The following is a 13,825-nucleotide window of genomic DNA, read 5'->3' as shown; positions in this document are numbered from 1 at the left end:
GATCAGGCGGCCCGCAGCGCGGTTGCGGTTGCGGTTGCGGTTGCGGGCGTCGCTGCAGGCACGGTCGGGACCGGCGCGGTCGCCGCGGGCGCACTCGGCCGGGCGGCGGCGGGGAGCTCGGCGAGCCAGCCCCGCACGCGATCGGCGGCCACGTCCCAGGTGCCCGCCGCCACGACGGCGGCCGCGGCCTTCTGCCAGCTCGCACGCATCTGGGGCGATTCGTACAGCACCGCATCGCAGGCGGCGATGAAGCCCGCCGCATCGCGCCCGATGCGGACCGCGCCGCCGTATAGGCTGATCACGTCGCGGATCGCGGTGCTGACGACGGGCTTGCCCCCGGCCAGGTATTCCAGCGTCTTCGTCGGACTGATGAAACGCGTCGACTCGTTGAGCGCGAACGGCATCAGGCACAGGTCCCAGCCGGCCAGCAGGTGCGGCAGCTGCGCGTAGCTCTGCATGCCCAGCCAGCGCAGGTTGGGACGGCGCGGCAGCGAGGCCTCGTCGATCTTGACGACCGGGCCGACCATGACGATCTGCCAGTCGGGACGCGCGTCCGCGAGGGCCGCCACCAGCTCGAGGTCCATCCGTTCGTCGATGACACCGAAGTAGCCGAGCCGCGGGTGCGCCAGGTCGCCTTGCAGCTCGTTCGCACGCGCGGCCAGGATATCGGCCTCGGTCTCGGTCTCGGCCTCGGTCTCGGCCTCGGTCTCGCCTTCATCCTCCCCTCCGCCCATTGCTGGCGTCGTCGGCGCGAAGTGGGCCGGATCGACCGCGCTGGGCAGGCAGTGCAGGTTCGGATGCAGGCCCTCGCGTGCCTCGTACAGCGACGGACCGCCGCACAGCACCAGGTCGGCCGACGCCATCAGCGCGCGTTCGCGCTGGCGCAGTTGCGCGGGGGCATAACGGAAGGCGGACAGCTCGTCCATGCAGTCGTAGATCAGCGCCCTCGGGCCCAGGCTGGCGATCAGCGGCAAGGCCATCGGCGTGTACAGCCACACCAGCGGATCGACGACGTCGCGCCGGGCGAGCTCGCGCTCCAGCAGCGGCAGCAGCGCGGGCAGCTGGGCATCGTCGAAGCCGGGCGCGGCGACCGGCGTGAAGGGCACCAGCACCTCCACCTCCGCGCCTCGCACGCCTTCCCACCTCGACGCGATGCGCGGGGGCGCGGTCGCATCGAGGATGGGCTCCTCGATGAAGATCACGCGACGGTCGGCCGTCAGGCGGGACATCAGATGCTGCGGACGCTGGAACACGAAGTTCCATCGCAGGTGCGAGAACACGATCAAGGGTGACATTGGAATTCCCGTTGGCGCGCTTGGCGCTGCGCCTGGGTGAAGGACGTGGCGGGCCGGGGCACCGACCACGGGGGCAAGGTCCCTCCTCGTTGTCCGGCGGCCCCGTCTGGATGTGGGGGGACGCCACGGAGGGCTTGTGAACAACGGTTTGGCAAGAGCGGGGCCCATGCCCGGTCATGCCTCGCGATGCCGTCGGCTCGATGACCTGCGGCGAGGGCCGGTTCTCAGAGAAGCGCTGACCCGTTCGATGCGTCGGCGACCTGCTCGCCTCCGGTGCCGGCATGCCGCGCCGACGCGCCGCGATGCAGGTCGGATCGGCCGTCGACATGCCCATCCGGAAATCGTCGATCGGCTCGAATTACCGATTCCATCGGGGTTCTCGGTCATCTGAACCGACTTCCCCGGGCATCCGTCTTGCGAAGGACCAGGACGATGGACACCCCCGTTGCCAGTTCGTCCGCTTCCCCCAGTTCCTCCGGCCCTTCCGGTTCGCCCAGTCGCCGCGCCCTGCTCGGTCTGGGGCGGGCCCTGTGGCGGTGGCGTGCGCGCACGCTGCTGGCCGTGCTGCTGCTGGTGCTGTCCAAGCTGGCGGCGGTGGGCGTGCCGGCGATGCTCAAGGCGATCGTCGATCACCTGACGCCGTTGCAGGCGATGCAGCCGACGTCGTCCATGTCGTCGTCCATGCCGTCGTCCATGTCGTCGCCCGGCACCGCCGCGCAGGGCCTGGTCATCGGCCTCTCCGTCCCGGTGGCCCTGCTGATCGGCTACGCGCTGCTGCGCTACGCGAGCACCCTGTTCACCGAGTTGCGCGACCTCGCGTTCGCGCGCGTCGGCAAGCAGGTCGTCGGCAGCTTCTCCGAACGCGCCTTCGCGCACCTGCTGGCGATGAGCCCGCGTTTCCATGCCGAACGCAACACCGGCGCGCTGATCCGCGAGGTCGAGCGCGGCACCGATGGCCTGGGCTATCTGCTCGGCGCCGGCGTCTTCACGGTCGTGCCGACGGCGGTGGAATTCGCCGCGGTGCTGCTGATCATCCTGGCCAGCTTCGGCGTGCCGTACGTGCTCGTCATCGGCGCGAGCATGCTCGCGTACGGTGCATGGACCACCACCATGACCCGCACGCGCGTGGCCCGGCAACGCGTGATGAACGCGCATGACTCCCAGGCGCACGGACTGCTCGTCGACACCCTGCTGAACTACGAGGCGGTGAAGACGCACGGCCGCGAGGCCAGCGAGCGCGACCGCTACGCCGGCGTGCTCTCGCGCTGGATCGACGGCAGCGTGCGCAGCCAGAGGACGCTGTCGCTGCTGCACCTGGGCCAGGCCGCGATCATCGCCGTCGGCGTGGGCGCGGTGATGCTGATGGCCGGGCGCGACACGGTGGCCGGCCGCATGAGCATCGGCGACCTGGTCATGGTCAACGCCTATCTGATCCAGGTCTTCCTGCCGCTGAACACGCTGGGCTTCGTGTTCCGCGAGACGCGCGACGCGCTGCTCAACACGGAGACGCTGTTCGCGCTGCTCGACCGCGAGCCCGACATCCGCGACGCACCCGATGCCCGGCCGCTGGCGGGCGCGGACACGACGGTCCGCTTCGACGGCATCGACTTCGGCTACGACCGCCAGCGGCGCATCCTGCACGGCCTGACGCTGGAGATTCCCCATGGGCACACCTATGCCGTCGTGGGCAGCAGCGGCTCCGGCAAGTCGACGCTGGCGCGGCTGCTGATGCGCCTGTACGACCCGGACGGCGGCGAGGTCAGCATCGGCGGCCAGCCGCTCAAGGGCCTGACGCAGCGCAGCCTGCGCGAGGCCATCGGCGTCGTCCCGCAGGATCCCGTGCTGTTCAACGACACCATCGCCTACAACATCGGCTATGGCCGTCCGGACGCCCGCGAGGACGAGATCGTCGCCGCCGCGCAGGCCGCGCAGGCCGACGAATTCATCGCCCTGCTGCCCGACGGCTACGCCACCCGCGTCGGCGAGCGCGGCGCGCGGCTGTCCGGCGGCGAGAAGCAGCGCATCGCGATCGCGCGGGCCTTCCTGAAGAATCCGCCCATCGTGGTGCTGGACGAGGCGACCTCGGCGCTGGACTCCAAGGCCGAACGCGCCATCCAGGGCGCGCTGGCGCGCGTGGCCCGGGACCGGACCTCGCTGATCATTGCCCACCGGCTGTCCACCGTCGTCGACGCCGACCAGATCATCGTGATGGACCGCGGCGAGATTGCCGAGCGCGGGCGTCACGAGGAGCTGCTCGCGCATCGCGGGCTCTACGCGCAGCTGTGGGAGCTGCAGCGCCAGCAGCAGCAGGCGCAGACGCTGGAGCGCCGCATCGCCCACCACCCCGTCAACCTGGCGGGTCTGCTGGTGCTGAGCCTGGACGCGCTGCGCGAGACGCTGGCCGAGGCCGACATCGATCTCTACACCGACATCGACCTGGACGTCGCCAGCGTCCATGGCGACGCGAGCCGCCTGGCGCGCATCGTGCAGCTGATGTGCCTGCTCGCGCTGCACGGCGCCAGCCGCGGCCGCATGGAAGGCCGTCTGGCACGCGAGGAACGCGCGAGCCGGCTGACCGTCGGCGTCCAGGGCCGGCTCGATGCGGGCACCACGCCGCCGGACACGCTGGAGCTGCGCACGCTGATCAACGAGGCCGGCGGCCACCTCGCCATCGAGCGCGATGCGGCCGGTGGGGAGCAGCGGTACGAACTCGAGCTGCCCCTGCCCGCGCTGGCCGACGCGCCGTTGTCGCGCGAGGCGCTGCGCGCCTCTCCCGAAGCCGTGGTGGAGGCCGCGCTGGCGGCCGAGACGACGGCGATCGAGACGGGCTTCGGGCTGTCGCCGCATCCGCTGGCCGGGCTGCAGGTGATGTGCGTGGACGACGACGAGGACGCGCTGGAATCGCTGGGCCTGCTGCTCGAACTCGAAGGCGCGCGCACGGAGCGCATCAGCCGCGGGCACGAGGCCCTGCGCCGGCTCAACGAACGCGATCCCAGCGCCTGGCCGCAGGCGCTGGTGTGCGACATCGCCCTCGGGCACGAGGACGGCCATGCCGTCGTGCGCGGCATCCGGGTGCTGGAGGCCCGTCGGGAGGTGCCGCTCGGGCGGCGCCTGCCGGCCATCGCGCTGACCGGCATGGCGCAGCCGGAGGACCGCCTGCGCGCGCTGGTGGCCGGCTTCCAGCGCCACATGGCCAAGCCGGTCATGCCGCAGGAGTTGATCCGCGCGCTGCACGACATGGCGCTCGTGCCCAGTTGACGAACACTGCGAGGAACTCATGAAACCCCACCCGCCGCCGGCCGTCCCCGCCGCCTCGACCCCGCGCGTCCTGACCCTGGGCATCAACGCCAGCTTCCACGACTCCGCCGCCGCGCTGATGCGGGACGGCGAGGTCATCGCCGCCGTCGAGGAAGAACGCTTCACCCGGATCAAGCACGGCAAGCGTCCCCTGCCCTTCACCGCCTGGGAGCTGCCCTGGCATGCGATCGACGACTGTCTAAAGCAGGCCGGCGCGACGCTGGCCGAGGTGACGGACGTGGCCTACAGCTTCGATCCGCAGCGCTTCATCGGCGACCGGGCGCCGGAGGGCAGGTTCACGCTGCCGCTGCAACCGTCGGACGCCGCGGCCGGGAACGCGTCGAAGCACGCATCAGGCCACGCCTGGGAGAACCCCTGGGACCCGCTGTTCGCGGCCTACGTGCTGAGCGCGCCGCGGCTGCTGACGGACGGCGTGCCGCATCACCTGCGGCGGCGCTTCGCCGGCGTGCGTCACGCCGACGCGCCGTACCGCTGGCATTTCGTGCCGCATCACCTGTGCCATCAGGCGAGCGCCTTCCTCGCCGCGCCGTTCTCGCGCTGCGCCGTCATGACGCTGGACGGCCGGGGCGAGCGGGCCACCACCGCCTACGGCCGCTATCGCGACGGCCGCTACGAATCGCTGGGCGAGGTGCAGGTGCCGCATTCGCTCGGCCTGATGTATGAGCGGGTCACGACCTACCTCGGCTTCCTGCATTCGAGCGACGAGTACAAGGTGATGGCCATGGCGGCGATGGGCCAGCCGCGCCACATCGACGTGCTGCGCCAGCACCTGGTCGTCGATGCCGACGGCCAGTATCGCCACCTGCCGCTGGACCTGGTGGCGCGGTTCGGTCCGGCGCGCGTGCCGGGCTCGACGATGGACCAGCGCTACCTGGACCTGGCCGCCTCCGTGCAACTGGTGCTGGAGGAAACCGTGCTGCGCCTGGCCACCTGGCTGCGCGAGCGCACCGGCGAGGACCAGCTGGCGATGGCGGGCGGCGTCGCGCTCAACTGCGTGATGAACGCGAAGCTGCGCGACGCCGGCATCTTCCGGCGCGTGTGGGTGCAGCCCGCGGCAGGCGATGCGGGTACCGCGCTGGGCGCGGCGCTGTGGGTGGATGCGCGGGCGCGGCGCGGGCTCGATGCGGACGTCGGCACCAGCAGCGACAGCGGCGACAGCGGCGACAGCGGCATCTTCGCGCTCGGTCCGCGCCGCTGGCAGATGGACCATGCCTACCTCGGTCCGGCCTTCGACGACGAGCACATCGAGGGCCTGCTCCAGTGGGCGCGGCTGCGCTACCGGCGCGTCGACGATGTGGCGACGGGGACCGCGGCGTTGCTGGCGCAGAACAAGATCGTCGCGTGGTTCCAGGGCCGGATGGAATTCGGCCCGCGGGCGCTCGGCACGCGCTCGCTGCTGGCCTCGCCGGTGGATCCGGCGATGCAGGCCCGGCTCAACGACCTGAAGGACCGCGAAGACTTCCGTCCGGTCGCGCCGTCGGTGAAGCACGAGGACCTTGCGGACTGGTTCGAGCCGCCCGACGCCAACGGCGGCGCGTCGCCGTTCATGCTCTTCGTCTACGGCGTGCGGCCGGGACAGGCCGCGCGCATCCCGTCCGCGCTGCACACCGACCGCACGGCCCGCGTGCAGACGGTGCATGCGGACACGAACCCGCTGTTCCATCGCCTGCTGACGGCGGTCGGTGCCGCGACCGGCGTGCCGGTGCTGGTCAACACCTCCTTCAACGTGCGCGGCGAGCCCATCGTCGGCACGCCGAAGGCCGCCATCGAAGCCTTCTTCAGCACGCCGATCGATGCGCTGGCGATCGGGTCGTTCATCCTCGAGAAGTTCCCGGGAGCAGAGCCATGACGCTGCATCGCACCGAACACGGCGCCTGGTCGCCCACCGACGTCGACCTGGTGCTGGCACTGCTCACGGTGCACGAATGCCAGTACGGGATCGCCTTCCTGGATCCGGCGGGCACGATCACCGGCTGGACCGAGGGCGCGCACGCGGTCACCGGCTACACGGCGGACGAGGTCATCGGACAGGCGTTCGCCATCCTGTTCGTCCCCGAGGACGTCGCGCACGGTCAGGATCTCCACGAGCTGAATGCGGCGCGGACCCTCGGCGCCGCCGAGGACGAGCGCTGGCACATGCGCAAGGACGGCTCGCGCTTCTGGGCCAGCGGGCTCACGCTGCCGATGCACGACGGCGAACGCTTCCACGGCTTCGCGAAGCTGTTCCGCGATGCCACCCACCTGCAGCTGCGGACCTTGCGGCTGGAGAACGAGGCGCAGCGCCTCACGGGCGAGCGGCAGGAGCATGACGTCTTTCTCGCCACCATCGCGCATGAACTGCGCAATCCGCTGCATCCGATGCGCCTGGCCACGCGGCTGCTGTCGCCGCCCACGGAACCGGTGCGGCAGGATCAGGCCGTGAAGATCCTGACGCGACAGCTCGCGCTCATGGACCGGCTGGTCGAGGACCTGATCGACATGACGCGCGCCGGCCAGGGCAAGATGACGCTCGTCTACGAACGCGTGGACCTGCAGCGGCTGCTTCAGGACACGATCGACGCCAGCCGGGACATTGCCGAGACGGGCGGCGTCACCCTGATCGGCGTGCTGCCGCCGATGCCGGTCGTCGTGGAAGTGGATCCGGGCCGCTTCCAGCAGGTCGTGATGAACCTGCTGAACAACGCCATCAAGTTCACGCCGCGAGACGGTCAGGTGTCGGTGCTGCTGAACGTGGATCAGTCGCACCTCGTGCTGAAGGTGCAGGACACCGGGAACGGCATCGGGCCGGAACTGCAGCCGCGCATCTTCGACATGTTCACGCAGGCCGACGGCGCGACGACGCATCGCGGCGACGGGCTGGGCATCGGACTGGCGCTGGTCAAGGAGATCGTGTCGCTGCACCACGGCACCGTGGAGGCGAAGAGCGAAGGCGTCGGCCAGGGCAGCGAGTTTCTCGTGCGGATGCCGCTGGAGAAGCCGACCCCCTTCGACGTGTCGGAGCATCCCGTCGCGGCGCCACCCTCGTGACAGGATGCGCAGAGGGAGCCAGAAGGCCGGTGCACTGCCACGGCCGCTGGCCCTCACCCCTGCCCTCTCCCGCAAGCGGGAGAGGGAGCGACACGGTCATCTCAGTGCGTTCTCACTCCCTCTCCCGCTTGCGGGAGAGGGTGGGGGTGAGGGCCAACGGCGCAGGCAGTCAGAAAGCCCTTCTCACAGGGCCTCAAGACGGGCGCATCAGACCTTCGGCGGGTCGGATTCGCGCTCGAAGTGGCGGTGCGTCGCCAGGCCCTCGATGAGCGCCTTGGCGCCGGCAGCCGCGGAGTCGCTGGTGATGAGCCCCGGCGTCATGACGTCCGGCTCCAGGGCCGGTCCGAGACCCGCCGCGCGCAGCAGCGAGACGCCCGCGCCCAGCGCCAGGATCGGCTTGCAATGCCGGAACTGGTCGCGGATGAACTCGTAGACGTGGGCGTCCCGGCCGAGGGCGCGGATCGCTTCCTCGCCGTCCGGCACGACGAGCGCGTCGAACAGGAAGCCGGGTTCGTTCTCCAGCGACACGTCCGCTTCCACGGCAACGCCGTCGGCCGTCTGCACGGGTCCGATGCGCGGCGCCGCGAAGCGCGGCACGGCCCCCTTCGCGAACAGCGCGGCATGGACGTCGGTGACGCCCTGGCCGTTGACGCCGTCCGCGACGAGGATCACCACCTTGCGCCCCGCGATCGAGCCGTCGCCCGGACGCGCCATCAGCGACAGCGCCGGCGACACGCGCACTTCGGGTTCGGGCGCCTGCTCGATGGCCAGCGGCATCGCCGGCGGCAGCGGCATGTTCAGGCCCTCGGCGATCTTGGCCGCGAGTTCTTCCGACGCGTTCCGCAGCGAGGCCAGCATGCGCTCGCGGATCGCGGGCACCGTGACCTTGCTCAGCTCGAAGCGGAAGGCCGCCGCGATGTGGGCCTGCTCCGCCGGGGACTGGCTGTCGAAGAAGAGCCTGGCCTGGTTGTAATGCTCGGCGAAGAGCTCCGGCTTGGCGCGCACCTTGGCCTGCTCGTCCGATCCGCGCTGGCGCGCGGCGACGGACGTGAAGCCCTGCGCCGCGCCCGCCTGGAACGGACAGCCGCCCGCGAGCGAGTTGGGCTCATAGGACACGCGGCCGCGCGGGATCGCCTGCCGGTGGGCGCCGTCGCGCTGGTTGTTGTGGACCTGCGCGACCGGCGCGTTGATCGGGATCTCGTGGAAGTTGGGCCCGCCCAGCCGCGTGATCTGCGTGTCCACGTAGGAGTGGATGCGTCCCGCCAGCAGCGGGTCGTTGCTGAAGTCGATGCCGGGAATGATGTGGGCCGTGCAGAACGCGACCTGCTCCGTCTCGGCGAAGAAGTTGTCGGGGTTGCGGTTCAGCACCATGCGGCCGACCGGACGCACCGGCACCAGCTCCTCGGGGATGAGCTTGGTCGCGTCGAGGATGTCGAAGCTGAACTGCTCCGCCTGTTCCTCGGTGAAGACCTGCACGCCGAGCTCGTACTCGGGGAAGGCGCCCGCTTCGATGCGTTCCCACAGGTCGCGGCGATGGAAGTCCGGATCGGCGCCGGAGATCTTCACCGCCTCGTCCCAGACCAGCGAGTGCGTGCCGGCCTTGGGCGTCCAGTGGAACTTGACGAAGACGCTGTCGCCGGCCTCGTTGACCAGGCGGAAGGTGTGCACGCCGAAGCCCTGCATCGTGGCGTAGGAACGCGGGATGCCGCGGTCGCTCATCACCCACATCAGCATGTGCGTCGACTCCGGCATCAGCGACACGAAGTCCCAGAAGGTGTCATGCGCGCTGGCGGCCTGCGGCATCTGGTGATGCGGCTCCGGCTTCACCGCGTGGACCAGGTCGGGGAACTTCATCGCGTCCTGGATGAAGAACACCGGGATGTTGTTGCCGACCAGGTCCCAGTTGCCTTCGTCGGTATAGAACTTGACGGCGAAGCCACGGACGTCGCGTGCCGTGTCCTTGCTGCCGCGTTCGCCCTGCACCGTCGAGAAGCGGACGAAGACCGGCGTCTGCTTGCCGGCTTCCTTGAACGGCGCCGCCTTGGTGAGGTCGGTCAGCGCGTCGTAGCACTCGAAGAAGCCGTGGGCCGCGGAGCCGCGCGCATGCACGATGCGCTCGGGGATGCGCTCATGGTCGAAGTGGGTGATCTTCTCGCGGAGGATGAAGTCCTCCAGCAGGGCCGGGCCACGCGGGCCGGCCTTCAGCGAGTTCTGGTTGTCGGCGATGCGCACGCCCTGGTTGGTCGTGAGCATCTGGCCGGACGAATCGACGCGCACGCGGTCGAGCGGCGCGATGGCGGCGTTGCGGCCTTCGGGCGCCTGCGTGCCGACCTTGTCGTTGGTCTGGCGTTCGGACAGCGTGCTGCCCAGCGGCACGCGCGACGGCGGCGTGGCGGTGGCGCCGGCCTGCGGGCGCACGCCCTGGTCGAAGCCGTGCTCGCCGGCCTTGTTGGCGTTGAACGGAAAGGCCGCGGCGAGCTGGCCGGTCTCGACGGCCTTCTGCAGCGCGACATCGCCGCCGTCATCGGACGGCGCGGTCGACGGACCGCTGTCGGTGTTGCGGGCGGCGGCCTTCGGGCCGGCATTGCCTGGGGCGTTGCTGGCCGCTCCCTTGCGGGAGGGAGCAGCGGGCGGAGTGGGTGATTTAGGCATGGTCGTCCTCTTGGTTCTGCGGAAAGCTCGACGGCATGCGGCAGAAACCGTTCCTGCCGAGCGCGTCGAGACCGGCAGCGCCGGTCGGTGTCATGCCTGTGGGCGACAGCCTCACGAGGCGGCTTCTTCCTCGAACTCGACGAGGAGTTCCGCCTTACGGGCGCTCAACTCGTCGCCGAGCGCGTCGAGGTCGAGGTCGGACTGCTGCACCTTCGGGAACAGCTCCTTCTCTTCTTCCTTGACGTGGTGGGCGATGTACTCGCCGAGCACCTTGACCTTGGCGTCGTAGAGCTCGTCGGCGGCGGAGCCTTCGGCGATCTGCGCGATCAGCTCCTTGGCGCTGGCGTGTTCGACCTCGGCCTCGTCCAGCAGGTCGTCGCCTTCATCGTCCTCGAGCGAGTCGCGCGCGGCGGGATAGAAGATCTCTTCCTCGATGGTCGCGTGGATGGTCAGCTTGGCGCAGATGTCCTGGGCGAGCTGCTCGCGCAGATCGTCCTCGCCATCGTCGTCGACCAGCTTCTGGTAGGCCTTGAACAGCGCCTGCACTTCCTTGTGGTCATCGGTCAGCAACTTGATCGCGTCGACCGCGCCGTCGGCGTCGCGGGTCGCGGCCTTGGGCTTGTCGGCCCCCTGGGTCGATGTCTTGGCGGAAGACGCCGAGGACTTGGCGGGGCCGGTCTTTGCGGGAGTCTTGCTGGCGGTCTTGGTGGTGCTTGCGGGCATGGAAATTCCTTGGCTGGGAAGCCCGTCGGGCTTGCCTGGCGTGAGTGGATGGGAGGGGAAGGCGATGAGGCGCAGGCCTCTGAGCGTCCGGAGAGTCCGGTGCCCTCCCATACGCAAGATCGAGGCCGTTCCCCGTGTTCATCGTGTAAAGACGCGATGCGCTTGGCGTCATGCCTCGCGTCGTCAACCCTTGCCTGTGCAACGACATCGCGACCGATCGCGAGGTCCGCGCGCAATCGGTAATCGGCACCGATACCAGGAAACCGCAGAGAGAACTTCCCGGGTCGACGCTCGCCGGATGGGCCGCGCTCATAGGCAAACGGGCCGGGCACGCCGGCGCGGACGGGCGGGGGCCTGGTATGCCATGTCCGGGCATGCGGGCCACATCCGGTCCTCTCAACCCTCAGGAATCACGATGAACAGCACCACTTCCCAAGACCGCCTGGTCACCGGCCTCTTCCCCGATCGCGCCAGCGCGGAGTCCGCGTACGGCTCGGTCAGCGAGCGCGGCTACGACCCGAAGGACATCGACCTGGTCATGTCCGACGACACCCGCCAGCGCCACTTCAGCGACAAGAGCGTGGAGACCGAACTCGGCAACAAGGCCGCTGAAGGCGCGGGCATCGGCGGCGCCATCGGCGGCACCGTGGGCGCGATCGCCGCCGCAGTCGCCGCGGTCGGGACCAGCCTGGTGCTGCCGGGCCTGGGCCTGGTGATCGCGGGTCCGCTCGCGGCGGCTGCCGCGGGTGCGGGCGCCGGCGCGGCGGGCGGCGGCCTGATCGGCGCGCTGATCGGCTGGAGCATGCCGGAGGAACGCGTCAAGCAATACGAGGAAGGCGTGCGCAACGGCGGCATCCTGATGGGTCTGCGCGCGAAGAACGACGAGGACGCGGAGCACTTCGAACGCAGCTGGACCGCCGCCAACGGCCAGCACGTGGCGCGGTGATGCGTCGCGCCCGCCTCGCCTTCTCTGCCGCCTCGGCGGCCTTTGCAGGGTTCGCCCGCTGTCCCTGCGTCAAGAAAGAACCCTGATGAATCCCGACTTTCAACGAATGATGGCGCGCGCCGCGCAGCAGACGCGCGGCGGCGACCTGATGGCGGCCACGCGTTCCATCCAGGACGCGCTGGCCGGCACGGTCGAGGCGGCGGCTGAGGCCGAGGCAGCGACGCAGGACCGCGACGTCATCGATGTCGACGCGCGCGTGATCGAGGATCACCCCATCGGCATCGGCGCCACCGAGAGCCTGCGGTCGCGGTCCACGACTCGTGAACATCACGAGCCGCCTCGCGAAGCCCGCGCGCCGGTGATGGACGAGGAGCGCTTCCTCGCCGCCACCTACGCGCGCGGCCGCGCCTCCATCGACTACAAGCTCTACGTGCCGCCCGGCGATCCGTCGGTGCCGCGTCCCTTGCTGTTGATGCTGCATGGCTGCACGCAGAACCCGGACGACTTCGCCATCGGGACCCGCATGAACGAGGTCGCCAGGCGCAACGGCTGGCTGGTGCTCTATCCGGAGCAGTCCACCAAGCTCAACCCGCAGGGCTGCTGGAACTGGTTCAAGACCAGCCACCAGGAGCGCGGTCGCGGCGAGCCGGCGCTGCTCGCGGCGCTGACGCATCACGTCATGGCCCACCACCGCGTCGATGCGCGGCGGGTGCACGTGGCGGGCCTGTCCGCCGGCGGCGCGATGGCCGCCGTGCTGGGGCAGACCTATCCGGAGCTGTTCGCCTCGGTCGGCGTGCATTCGGGACTGCCCAGCGGCGCGGTCGCCAGTGCGCCCGAGGCGCTCGCGATGATGCGGACCGGCCAGGACACGCGGAGCACCGCGCGCATGACCACCTCGCCGCCGCGACCGATCCCGACCATCGTCTTCCACGGCACGCGGGACATGACGGTCCACCCGCTCAACGGCGAGCACGTCTACGCCGATGCGATCACGGGCCTCACGGGCACGGAGCGCGTCGAGCACGGCCGCGAAGGCGGACGGGCCTACACGCGCAAGACCACCGTCGCGACGGACGGACGCGCGCTCGCCGAGCTCTGGCTCATCGACGGCGCCGGCCATGCCTGGTCCGGCGGCGACCGGCGCGGCTCGCATGCCGACTGGCAAGGCCCGGATGCGGCCGGCCAGATGATCTGTTTCTTCTCCGCGCATCCGCGCACCGGCGACGCGTGATCGCGGCGGACCGTCGGCGTCGGGTCGTCCCCGCGCGCCCGGTCCCGCGGCGTCCGCCCGTTCGCCTGCCCTTCCCCTTCCCTTTCCTTTCCTTTCCTCCCCCCCACTTTCTGGAGCGCCACCATGGCCAACATCTCAAACCTGTCCGACCTGTACATCGACGAACTGAAAGACCTCTGGTCCGCCAACGACCAGATGGCACGCGCCCTCAAGGCCATCGCGCCGCGCGCCACGAACGAGAAGCTGACGCAGATGCTCGAGGACGCGCAGGCCGGCATCGCCGACCACACCGACCTTCTGAAGGCGCTGATCGCCAATCAGGGCGAGGACGTGTCGAAGGAGCACTGCAAGGGCATGGAGGGCCTGGTGAAGGAGGCGCTCAAGCACACCGTGGAGGACGCGCCGGAACAGGGCCCGGTGCTGGACGCCGCGATCATTGCGCAGTACCAGCGCATGACGCATTACGGCATCACCGGCTTCGGCACGGTGGCGGCGTTCGCGAACGCGCTGCAGCTCGATGACGACAGCCGACAGCTGAAGGATGCCGTCGACGACATGTACGACGCGGACGAGCTGATGTCGGAGCTCGCCGAGGCGGCCGTGAACCGCGAAGCCGCTGAGGAGTGACGCGTC

At 70.2% G+C, this 13,825-nt stretch carries 9 protein-coding genes; 6 read left to right on the top strand and 3 right to left on the bottom strand.

The window, feature by feature from the left end; genetic code table 11:
* Window positions 1-2 precede the first annotated feature (2 nt).
* The gene (locus AC07PR_RS10240; protein ID WP_495135204.1) at window positions 3-1,295 is read right to left on the bottom strand and encodes a glycosyltransferase; all 1,293 of its coding nucleotides are present in this window, start codon (window positions 1,293-1,295) and stop codon (window positions 3-5) included.
* Between the two features lie 432 nt (window positions 1,296-1,727).
* On the opposite strand from AC07PR_RS10240, the gene AC07PR_RS10235 reads away from it, so the two are divergent.
* Genes AC07PR_RS10235 through AC07PR_RS10225 form a run of 3 tightly spaced genes read left to right on the top strand, consistent with a single transcriptional unit; the run spans window position 1,728 to window position 7,640 of the window.
* Window positions 1,728-4,553 (top strand): ATP-binding cassette domain-containing protein, encoded by a 2,826-nt coding sequence (locus tag AC07PR_RS10235; protein ID WP_495135203.1) that lies wholly within the window; start codon window positions 1,728-1,730, stop codon window positions 4,551-4,553.
* A gap of 19 nt (window positions 4,554-4,572) precedes the next feature.
* Window positions 4,573-6,462, top strand: a complete 1,890-nt coding sequence (locus tag AC07PR_RS10230; protein WP_495135202.1) for a carbamoyltransferase family protein — start codon at window positions 4,573-4,575, stop codon at window positions 6,460-6,462.
* Window positions 6,459-7,640: a PAS domain-containing sensor histidine kinase gene (locus AC07PR_RS10225; RefSeq protein ID WP_495135201.1), complete on the top strand. Its 1,182-nt coding sequence runs from the start codon at window positions 6,459-6,461 to the stop codon at window positions 7,638-7,640. The genes AC07PR_RS10230 and AC07PR_RS10225 overlap by 4 nt, the downstream gene beginning before the upstream one ends.
* A gap of 207 nt (window positions 7,641-7,847) precedes the next feature.
* On the opposite strand, the gene AC07PR_RS10220 is transcribed toward AC07PR_RS10225, so the two are convergent.
* Together AC07PR_RS10220 and AC07PR_RS10215 are read right to left on the bottom strand one after the other, a co-directional pair.
* Window positions 7,848-10,292, bottom strand: a complete 2,445-nt coding sequence (locus tag AC07PR_RS10220; protein ID WP_495135200.1) for a catalase — start codon at window positions 10,290-10,292, stop codon at window positions 7,848-7,850.
* Between the two features lie 111 nt (window positions 10,293-10,403).
* Window positions 10,404-11,015 carry a hemerythrin domain-containing protein gene (locus AC07PR_RS10215; protein WP_495135199.1) on the bottom strand — a complete coding sequence of 204 codons (612 nt, stop codon included), beginning with the start codon at window positions 11,013-11,015 and terminating at the stop codon, window positions 10,404-10,406.
* A gap of 415 nt (window positions 11,016-11,430) precedes the next feature.
* Between AC07PR_RS10215 and AC07PR_RS10210 the strand changes: the two genes are divergently transcribed.
* The 3 genes from AC07PR_RS10210 to AC07PR_RS10200 all read left to right on the top strand — a co-directional run bounded on the left by AC07PR_RS10210 (window position 11,431) and on the right by AC07PR_RS10200 (window position 13,819).
* Complete coding sequence (locus AC07PR_RS10210; RefSeq protein ID WP_377154280.1) at window positions 11,431-11,961, top strand: hypothetical protein; 531 nt, start codon at window positions 11,431-11,433, stop codon at window positions 11,959-11,961.
* 85 nt (window positions 11,962-12,046) lie between these two features.
* Window positions 12,047-13,192 carry an extracellular catalytic domain type 1 short-chain-length polyhydroxyalkanoate depolymerase gene (locus tag AC07PR_RS10205; protein ID WP_495135198.1) on the top strand — a complete coding sequence of 382 codons (1,146 nt, stop codon included), beginning with the start codon at window positions 12,047-12,049 and terminating at the stop codon, window positions 13,190-13,192.
* A gap of 123 nt (window positions 13,193-13,315) precedes the next feature.
* Window positions 13,316-13,819, top strand: a complete 504-nt coding sequence (locus AC07PR_RS10200) for a YciE/YciF ferroxidase family protein (protein WP_377154275.1) — start codon at window positions 13,316-13,318, stop codon at window positions 13,817-13,819.
* The last annotated feature ends 6 nt before the right edge of the window (window positions 13,820-13,825 follow it).

The organism is Roseateles sp. GW821-FHT09H11 (assembly GCF_059415845.1).
Note: the sequence above shows the minus strand (reverse complement) of the source record. Positions and strands in the feature narration are given on the sequence as shown.

What these genes read in the sequence shown, in the direction of transcription:
- AC07PR_RS10240 (WP_495135204.1), bottom strand. Translation starts at nt 1,295, where the DNA reads ATGTCACCCTTGATCGTGTTCTCGCACCTGCGATGGAACTTCGTGTTC.
- AC07PR_RS10235 (WP_495135203.1), top strand. Translation starts at nt 1,728, where the DNA reads ATGGACACCCCCGTTGCCAGTTCGTCCGCTTCCCCCAGTTCCTCCGGC.
- AC07PR_RS10230 (WP_495135202.1), top strand. Translation starts at nt 4,573, where the DNA reads ATGAAACCCCACCCGCCGCCGGCCGTCCCCGCCGCCTCGACCCCGCGC.
- AC07PR_RS10225 (WP_495135201.1), top strand. Translation starts at nt 6,459, where the DNA reads ATGACGCTGCATCGCACCGAACACGGCGCCTGGTCGCCCACCGACGTC.
- AC07PR_RS10220 (WP_495135200.1), bottom strand. Translation starts at nt 10,292, where the DNA reads ATGCCTAAATCACCCACTCCGCCCGCTGCTCCCTCCCGCAAGGGAGCG.
- AC07PR_RS10215 (WP_495135199.1), bottom strand. Translation starts at nt 11,015, where the DNA reads ATGCCCGCAAGCACCACCAAGACCGCCAGCAAGACTCCCGCAAAGACC.
- AC07PR_RS10210 (WP_377154280.1), top strand. Translation starts at nt 11,431, where the DNA reads ATGAACAGCACCACTTCCCAAGACCGCCTGGTCACCGGCCTCTTCCCC.
- AC07PR_RS10205 (WP_495135198.1), top strand. Translation starts at nt 12,047, where the DNA reads ATGAATCCCGACTTTCAACGAATGATGGCGCGCGCCGCGCAGCAGACG.
- AC07PR_RS10200 (WP_377154275.1), top strand. Translation starts at nt 13,316, where the DNA reads ATGGCCAACATCTCAAACCTGTCCGACCTGTACATCGACGAACTGAAA.